The sequence below is a fragment of the Nocardiopsis oceani genome (assembly GCF_054777395.1).
Genome location: NZ_BAAHAR010000065.1, coordinates 21,264 through 29,774, shown reverse-complemented (window position 1 = coordinate 29,774; position 8,511 = coordinate 21,264). Strand labels below are relative to the sequence as shown.

General features: G+C 70.3%; 6 protein-coding genes. 4 read left to right on the top strand and 2 right to left on the bottom strand.

Annotated features, from left to right (window positions below; genetic code table 11):
- Positions 1 to 392 precede the first annotated feature (392 nt).
- Both ACYVDG_RS29745 and ACYVDG_RS29740 read left to right on the top strand, forming a co-directional pair.
- On the top strand, positions 393 to 539 hold the full coding sequence (locus ACYVDG_RS29745) for a hypothetical protein (RefSeq protein ID WP_460762005.1): 147 nt from the start codon (positions 393 to 395) through the stop codon (positions 537 to 539).
- 7 nt (positions 540 to 546) lie between these two features.
- Positions 547 to 3,546 carry a helix-turn-helix transcriptional regulator gene (locus ACYVDG_RS29740; RefSeq protein WP_460762002.1) on the top strand — a complete coding sequence of 1,000 codons (3,000 nt, stop codon included), beginning with the start codon at positions 547 to 549 and terminating at the stop codon, positions 3,544 to 3,546.
- A 60-nt stretch (positions 3,547 to 3,606) separates the two neighbouring features.
- Here ACYVDG_RS29740 and ACYVDG_RS29735 read toward each other — a convergent pair whose 3' ends face one another.
- Positions 3,607 to 4,185: a TetR/AcrR family transcriptional regulator gene (locus tag ACYVDG_RS29735; protein ID WP_460761999.1), complete on the bottom strand. Its 579-nt coding sequence runs from the start codon at positions 4,183 to 4,185 to the stop codon at positions 3,607 to 3,609.
- A gap of 125 nt (positions 4,186 to 4,310) precedes the next feature.
- Here ACYVDG_RS29735 and ACYVDG_RS29730 point away from each other — a divergent pair, with 125 nt between their 5' ends.
- The gene (locus ACYVDG_RS29730) at positions 4,311 to 4,919 is read left to right on the top strand and encodes a dihydrofolate reductase family protein (RefSeq protein WP_460761994.1); all 609 of its coding nucleotides are present in this window, start codon (positions 4,311 to 4,313) and stop codon (positions 4,917 to 4,919) included.
- A 33-nt stretch (positions 4,920 to 4,952) separates the two neighbouring features.
- Here the strand turns inward: ACYVDG_RS29730 and ACYVDG_RS29725 are convergent, their stop codons facing one another.
- Complete coding sequence (locus ACYVDG_RS29725) at positions 4,953 to 6,731, bottom strand: NAD+ synthase (RefSeq protein WP_460761991.1); 1,779 nt, start codon at positions 6,729 to 6,731, stop codon at positions 4,953 to 4,955.
- A gap of 307 nt (positions 6,732 to 7,038) precedes the next feature.
- Here ACYVDG_RS29725 and ACYVDG_RS29720 point away from each other — a divergent pair, with 307 nt between their 5' ends.
- Positions 7,039 to 8,400: a glutamine synthetase family protein gene (locus ACYVDG_RS29720; protein ID WP_460761985.1), complete on the top strand. Its 1,362-nt coding sequence runs from the start codon at positions 7,039 to 7,041 to the stop codon at positions 8,398 to 8,400.
- Positions 8,401 to 8,511 lie beyond the last annotated feature (111 nt).

Here is an 8,511-nt window from a genome sequence, read left to right as displayed (position 1 = left end):
CCGCCGTCGCAGCGAAGCGGGTCAAGGTGGAGCGCCAATGACGCGCGAAGCGCTCGATGGCGACGACCTTGACGCGCGCAGCGGAGACGGCCACCATCAAGCGGCAGGAAACGGGGCAACCCGCACCACCAGGGAACCACCCGCACCCAACAACAAACCCCCACCCACCCCGAGCCCCACCCACGCGGACTCCCCACCCACGCGGAAAACGGCACACCCCAAGGGCAGGGCAACCAAACCCCCCTTGTCACCAGGGTCTTAGACGAGGGAGTTCGGCCACGGTCCCCAACCCGCGAGAGCTGGGTTTTCTCCCCATGTGGCACGGGGGTTCTTAGCGGCATCGTCGTTGGTGGGCCGACGAGCGGCGTCGGCCGAAGCCACCAGGGGGAACCATGACCTACGACGACCTGCGCACCGCCACCGGAAACGCCATGCGCGACGAACGCCTGCGGCAGGCCGCCCTCGGACGCCACGCACGTCGGCTCCGCGCGGAGGCCCGTGCACGCCGCAGAGAGGAACGTCGGGGCCGGAGAGCATAATGGAGGCATGCCCCTCCATTCGGACACCAGCCCCGTCTTCGTCGGCCGAGAGAACCAGCTCCAGCTCCTGACCGCCCAGGCCGACCGCGTCCGGAGCGGGCCGCCGGAGGGTCTGCTGATCGGCGGGGACGCGGGGGTCGGCAAGAGCCGCCTCATCACCGAGTTCACCGCCACCCGGCCCGCCGGAACGGTTTTCGTGGGGGCGTGCCTGCAACTGGGCGTGGACGGGCTGTCCTACGCCCCCTTCACCGCGGTGCTCCGCCAGGTCCTCCGGGAACGCGGCCGGGAGCCCTTCGAGGCCGCCGCACCGGGCGGTGTCGGAGAGTTCGCCCGCCTCCTGCCCGAGCTGGGCGAGTCGCCAGCGGACCGCCGGGAGAACCGGGGCATCCTCTTCGAACAGGTCCTGCGCCTGTTCGACCGGGTCGCCGGGGACGAGGGCGTCACCGTGGTGCTGGAGGACCTGCACTGGTCCGACGGCGCCACCCGCGACCTCCTGGTGTTCCTGGCCCGCAACCTGGCCCGGCCCGGTACCCAGATCGTCACCACCTACCGCAGCGACGACCTGTACCGGGCTCACCCACTGCGGCGGCTCCTCCCCCAGATCGAGCGCCTGCCCGGGGTGGGCCGGATCCAGTTGGAGCCGCTCACCAAGGAGGCGGTGGGCCGCCAGGCCGCCGCCATCCGGGGCCGGGAACTAGCTCCGGAGGAACTCGACATCCTGTTCCAGCGCAGCGAGGGCGTACCGCTGTTCGTGGAGGCACTGGCCACCTCCGATCCCCACCCCGACCGGGACGGCCCGGACCTGCCCGACCACTTCCGCGACCTCCTGCTGGAACCGGTCCACCGCTTCGACGACACCGCCCTGGCCGTGCTCCGGACCGCGGCCGTGGGCGCCGTGAGCGGCAGCGTGGAACACGAGATGCTACAGCTGGCCGCCGCTCTCCCAGAGCGTGAGTTGGAGGCCGCACTGCACACCCTGGTCGACGCCAACGTCCTACGCGCCGGACGTACCGACTACCGGTTCCGGCACGCTATGCTTCGCGACGCGGTGCACGGGGAGATCCTGCCCGGACCGCACACACGGCTGCACCTGCGCTTCGCCCAGCTCATCGACGAATACCCGGAGCTGGTGCCGCCCGACCGCCGTGCCGCGGAACAGGCCCACCACTACCAGGCCGCACTCGACCTGCCCCGAGCCATGGAGGCCGCTTGGTGGGCGGCGCTGCGCGCCGGGGACACCCTCGCCTTCGACGAGGAACTGGACATGCTGGAACGGGTGCTCTCGCTGTGGGACCGAGTGCCCGAACCCAACGCGAGGGTGGCGGGCCTCGATTGGGCCGAAGTGGTCAGCGAAGCGGCCGGGGCCGCGCTCTCCGCCGGCCGCAACCGACGGGTCCTGGAACTGGTCGACGGTGCTCTGGACAGTGTTCCGGAGGCCCCCGAGGACGACCACACCCGCACGGTGCGGGCGGTCCTGCTGCGTCGACGCGGTCAGGTCCGCGCTCACGAGGAGCGCGAGGCCGGTCTCGCCGACCTGCTCCGCGCATTGGAGCTGCACCCACCGCACATGCCGGACTTCGCGCAGCTGCTCGCCACCCTGGCCAGGGAGACCCTGCTCCTGCGCAACGACCGGACCACGAGCCCCGAACTACTCGAGATGCACATGGCCGCCATCGACGGCCGGAGCCCGCGCGAGCTGGCGGAGAGGGCGATCGAGGTGGCTGGCAAGGATGACGAGGCGAGCAAGTGCGCAGCGGCGGACGCCCGCATCACCCTGGGCGCCATCGAGATGGCTGAGGGGGACCCCGAACGCGGCCGACCGCTGCTGGAGGAGGGGATCCGCCGCGCGGCCGCCGTCGCCGAGCCCATCCTGGAAGCTCGCGGTGCCGGGGATCTCGGGTACTTCCTGCACAGGTACGGACTGCACCGCGAGGGCCTGGAAGTACTGGAGGGGTCCCTGGCCCGGCACGAGGCGCTGGGCTGGGCTTCGGTGCACAAGGCCCCCACCCACCTGAACCGGGCCGAGATCCACTTCGAACTCGGTGAGCTGGCCACGGCCCGGGACATCATCCGAGGCACGCTGGACGCCGCCAGCAGAGAGCGGCACCGGCCCTACATCCTGGCCGTGGGCGCGCGCATCGCCGCGGCGGTGGGCGACCTGTCCGCCGCGCGCGCCGCCGTGGGGCCCGTGGGAGACCGTTCGATGCTCACCGAACACCGGGTGAGCATCGTCCAGCTCCGGGCGCTGAGTTCGCTCGAGACGGCGCTGGCCGAGGCGGACGTGGACGAGGCCCTGTCCCTGTCCCGAGCCGTGCTGGAGGCGTCCGTCATGCGGTCCACACCCGGATACGCGTGGCCGCTCTTGGAAGCCATGGGCGAGGCCGCGCGCCAGGGTGTGGGGCGGCGGCGCGGCACACGGACCGTGGAGGCGGCACGGCTGGTCCGGGACCTGGTGGGCGGGGCCGCCGAGCCGCTCCCGGCCGAGACAGGAATCAGTCCGGCCCACGCAGCGACGGTGTCTGCACTGCTGGCCGAGGTGGACGGAGCGGCACCGGCCGAGCAGGCGGAGCTGTGGGGCGCGGCCGTGTCCGAGTGGGAGGCCACCCCCCTTGTGCTGAACCTCGCTCGGGCCCGGTTGCGTGCGGCCGGGGCCCTGGTCTCCACCGGTGACCGGGACCGGGCGGCGGACCTGGTGCGCCGGGTGCACGGGGTGGCCACGGAGTGCGGCGCGCGGCCCCTTGCCGGTGCCGCGGAGGCGCTCGCCCGACGACTGGGCACGGGAGTGTCCGAGGACGCGGCACCTCCGCCGGCACCCGCCGGGTTGACCGCGCGCGAGCTGGAGGTACTCCGGCTGCTGTCCCTGGGCGGCACCAACGCGCAGATCGCCGAGGAGCTCTTCGTCAGTCCCAAGACCGCCAGCGTGCACGTGTCCAACATCCTCGCCAAACTCGACGTGCCCAACCGGGCCACGGCGGGCGCCCGCGCCCGCGAACTCGGTTTGGCCTAGGAGTGGGCTTCGGCGGCACGCTCGGGGACGGCCCTGACGGATGTGACCGCGTGCCCGGGCTCAGGCCTCCTGGACGACGCGGTCCACGACCTTGGTGACCAACTCGTCCAGGGAGCCTTCGGGCGCGAGGACGCCGGGCAGGGTGAGGTACTCGGTGACCACCCAGTTCAGCGCGAGGTAGAGCAGGACCACCGTGTCCCGGTCGCCGGGCATTCCGGATTCCTCGTGGAAGGCGATGTTGGCGTCCAGGTCCGCGCGGACGCGGGCGGTGATGTCCGCGCGCAGCTCCGGGCGGCGGGTCGCCTCCAGCTGGAGTTCCAGGCTGGCCAGGAAGACGCTGGGGGCGGCAACCATGCGGGCGACCGTGCCGCGCATGACCTCGGCGAGCTTGTCCCGGTCGTAAGGGCCGGTGAGCACGTTGTCCCACTCGGCCTGTCCGGGCATGAAGCGCTCGTAGGTGCGCACGCTCGCCTGGGCGAGCAGGTCCTCGCGATGGGCGAAGTAGTTGGAGGCGGTGCCGACGGGCACGCCGGCCCGGGTGTCGACGGCGCGGAAGGTGAGCCCGCGCGCACCCTCCTCGGCGAGCGCCTCGATGGCGGCGTCCAGCAGGGCTGCCCGCCGCTCCGGGTTTCTGACCATGCTCTCTCCCTCTCACGGAAAACTCTCGAAAAACCGCTTGGCAAACCACTACATGCAAAGTACTTTGAATGAAGTACTTCAAGTGTAGTGGTCAAGTGACTACGCGAATACCCCTGAGGAGCACCATGCGAACCCTCACCTACTTCGTCGCGGTCTCGCTGGACGGCTACGTCTGCGCTCCCGACGGTTCCTTCGACTTCTTCTTCACCAGCGACGCCGACGGAGACCTCGGGGACAACGGCGAGTTCCACGTGAACGAGTACCCGGAACTGCTCCCCACGGTGGTGCGGACCCAGCTCGGGCTGGACGTGCCCAATAAGCACTTCGACACCATGCTCCAAGGCCGCGGCTCCTACCAGGTCGCCCTGGACGAGGGCGTCACCAGCCCGTACGCACACATGCGCGAATACGTCTTCTCTCGCACACTGCCCGAGGACATCGACCCGAACGTGACGGTCGTCGCCACCGACCCGCTGGAAACCGTCCGCGCACTCAAGAAGGAGGACCGCCCTCTGGGTGTCTGCACGGTCGGAGGACCGAACCTGGCTGGGTACCTACTCCCGGAGATCGACGAGCTCATGATCAAGCGCTATTCGGTCGTGGCCGGGGCCGGTAAGGCGCTCTTCGAGGGCGCGGCCTTCGACCCGGCCCGGTTCGAGCGGGTGCAGAGCACCGTCTTCGAGGACGGAAGCGACTACACCCTCTACCGGCGCGTCCCGTCCGGCGCGGCGTGACCGCGACCGTGCCGGAACCGCCCCCCTTCGCACTCAGACCGTCCAGCAGTTGGTGATGGGCAGGCGGCGGTCCCGGCTCAGGTTGCGGGAGCTGATCTTGGTACCGGGCGCGGACTGGCGGCGCTTGTACTCGGCCCGGTCCACCAGCCGGATCACCCGGCGCACCAGGTCCGGGTCGTATCCGGCGAAGACCAGTTCGGCCTCCCCTCGGTCGGTGCCCACGTAGGCGTCCAGGACCGAGTCCAGGAGGTCGTAGTCCGGCAGGGAGTCCGCGTCGAGCTGGTCGGGGCGCAGTTCGGCGCTGGGCGGTTTGGTCACGGAATTCCCGGGGATCGGCGGGGTCTCGCCCCGGCGGGCCGCCTCGGCGTTGCGCCAGCGCGACAGCTCCCACACCAGGCTCTTCCAGCAGTCCTTGATGGGGGCGAAGCCGCCGACCGAATCCCCGTAGAGAGTGGAGTAGCCGGTGGCGGCCTCGCTTTTGTTACCGGTGGCCAGGACCAGGTGGCCCTCCTGGTTGGACAGCGCCATGAGCAGTGTGCCGCGTACCCGGGCTTGAAGGTTCTCCGCCGCCAGCCCGGTCAGGGCAGCGTCCGCGGCGGCGGTCGCCTGCTCGAAGGCGGCGACCGCGGGCGAGATCGGCACGGTGCGGGACGCGAAGCCCTGGCGTTCGGCCAGGTCCTCGGCATCGGCCACCGAGTGCGCACTGGAGTGGGCGCTGGGCAGCAGGACCCCGTGCACCCGCTCCGGACCCAGCGCGTCCACCGCGATGGTCGCGGTCAGTGCCGAGTCGATACCGCCGGAGATCCCCAGGACCGCCGACCCGAAACCGTTCTTGGCCGCGTAGTCGCGCAGACCGAGGACCAGCGCGCGGTAGACCTCACCGGTGTCGGAGAGGGGGTCGGGGCGCGGCGTGACGGTGTTGGCGCGCGGCTCGTAAGCGGGCACCGGATCCTCGGACAGGACGCGGCGGACCACCCGCAGGCCGTCGACCACCTCGCCGTCGGCCGCCCCCTCCCGGACCTCCGCGGCGGCGGGCAGGTCCAGCTCGGTGGTCAGGAGCGCCTCCTCGAACTGCGGTGCGCGGGACACCAGTTCGCCCTCGGAGTCCACCACCAGGGAGTCGCCCTCGAAGACCAGCTCGTCTTGACCGCCGACCATGTTCACGTACGCCAGGGCGGCACCGATCTCGCGGGCGCGACGGGAGCACAGTTCGAGGCGCACGTCGTCCTTGTGCCGCTCGTACGGTGAACCGTTCAGCGTCACGAGCAGCCCGACCCGGGCGGCGCGGGCCGCGGTGACCGGACCGCCGTCCTGCCACAGGTCCTCGCAGACAGCCAGGGCCACGTCCACGCCGCGTACCCGGATCACCGGCAGGGTGTCGCCGGGCACGAAGTTGCGGAACTCGTCGAAGACCCCGTAGTTGGGCAGGTGGTGTTTGGCCGAGGTGAGCTCGACCCGCCCCCGGCGCAGCACGGCCACCGAGTTCTGGGGCGCGCCCGAGGGCTGCCCGTACCGCTCCCCCGGCCCCTGACGGCGGGAGAGATAGCCCACCACGACCGGCAGTTCCCCCAGCCCGTCGCGTTCCAGTTCGGCGGCGAGGGCGCGGGTGGCCCGGACCGAAGCCGAAACGAACGAGTCGCGCAGCGCCAGGTCCTCCACCGGATAACCGGTGACGGTCATCTCCGGAAGGAGCGCCAGATGGGCGCCGTCCTCGGCGGCCCGGCGGGCGGCGTCCACCACTGCACGACAGTTACCCTCCAGGTCTCCCACGGTGGGGTTGACCTGGGCCAGTGCGATTCTCAGCTGTGCCACGTCCCGAGCGTAGCGAGCGTGTGTTTCGTGGCGTGTTTCGCTCCCCGGCACTTCGCCCCGGCTCCTCTCCCGCGCGGGCCGCCGGGACCGCCGACCTTTTTCCTGGCCGGTTTTCGGGCCCGGCGGGGTCCGAAACGCCGCTGCCAGCGGTCATAATGCGTGTGCGGGTGACGGTCCGGGCAGGCTCGATGGCGTGTGCGGAAATACCCTGGAAATATCCGCACGGCAGACTGGTCCCGGGACAACGCGTCCGGCTTGGCTCCACAGCGCGTGGACCGGGACCGACCGGCATCGAGGAAGGTTGATCGTGAATCGACAGCAGGAATTCGTGCTCCGCACGTTGGAGGAGCGCGACATCCGGTTCGTGCGGCTGTGGTTCACCGACGTGCTCGGGTACCTCAAGTCCGTGGCGGTGGCCCCCGCCGAACTGGAGGCGGCCTTCTCCGAGGGCATCGGGTTCGACGGTTCCGCCATCGAGGGTTTCGCGCGGGTCTACGAGGCCGACATGCTCGCCCAGCCCGACCCCGCCACCTTCCAGGTGCTGCCCTGGCGCAACGAGCCGCACGGCACCGCGCGCATGTACTGCGACATCCTCATGCCCGACGGCTCGCCCTCCCCGGCCGACCCCAGGCACGTGCTGAAGCGACAGCTCAGCAAGGCCTCCGACCTCGGGTTCACGTTCTACACGCACCCCGAGATCGAGTTCTACCTGCTCAAGAAGTTCCCCGAGCACGGTGAGTTCCCCGAGCCGAACGACTCGGGCGGCTACTTCGACCACACGCCGCACAACAGCGCGCACGACTTCCGACGCAACGCGATCAACATGCTCGAGGCCATGGGCATCTCGGTGGAGTTCAGCCACCACGAGGGCGGCCCCGGCCAGCAGGAGATCGACCTGCGCTACGCGGACGCGCTCACCACCGCCGACAACATCATGACCTTCCGGCTCGTGATGAAGGAGGTGGCGATGGAGCAGGGCGTGTACGCGACCTTCATGCCCAAGCCCTTCACCCAGTACCCGGGGTCGGGTATGCACACCCACCTGTCGCTGTTCGAGGGCGACCGGAACGCCTTCTACGAGCCCGGCGCCGAGTACCAGCTGTCCAAGGTGGGGCGCGGCTTCATAGCCGGGCTGCTGCGGCACGCCGACGAGATCGCGGCCGTCACCAACCAGTGGGTGAACTCCTACAAGCGCATCTGGGACGACCCGGCCGCCTCGGCGGGCATGGGCGGCGAGGCCCCCGCCTACATCTGCTGGGGCCACAACAACAGGTCAGCGCTGGTCCGGGTGCCGATGTACAAGCCCGGAAAGTCGAACTCCAGCCGGATCGAGATCCGTTCGCTGGACAGCTCCGCCAATCCGTACCTGGCCTACGCGGTGATCCTGGCCGCCGGGCTGAAGGGCATCGAGGAGGGGTACGAGCTCCCTCCGGGCGCGGAGGACGACGTGTGGGCGCTGACCGACGCCGAGCGCCGCGCGCTGGGTATCAGGCCGCTCCCGCAGAGCTTGGACGAGGCCCTGCGCCTGATGGAGAACAGCGAGCTGGTCGCCGAGACCCTCGGCGAGCACGTGTTCGACTTCTTCCTCAGGAACAAGAAGGCGGAGTGGAACTCCTACCGCCGCCAAGTGACGCCGTACGAGCTGCAGCGGTACCTGCCCACACTCTAGATCCAGTTTTCGCGCGCCGGGGCGACTGGAAGGGAATACAGGAAAGCATAGGCCTTCGTTGGCTGGGACTATGTGTTCATTCTTCGACTGAGCATACGGATGCCCGCTATC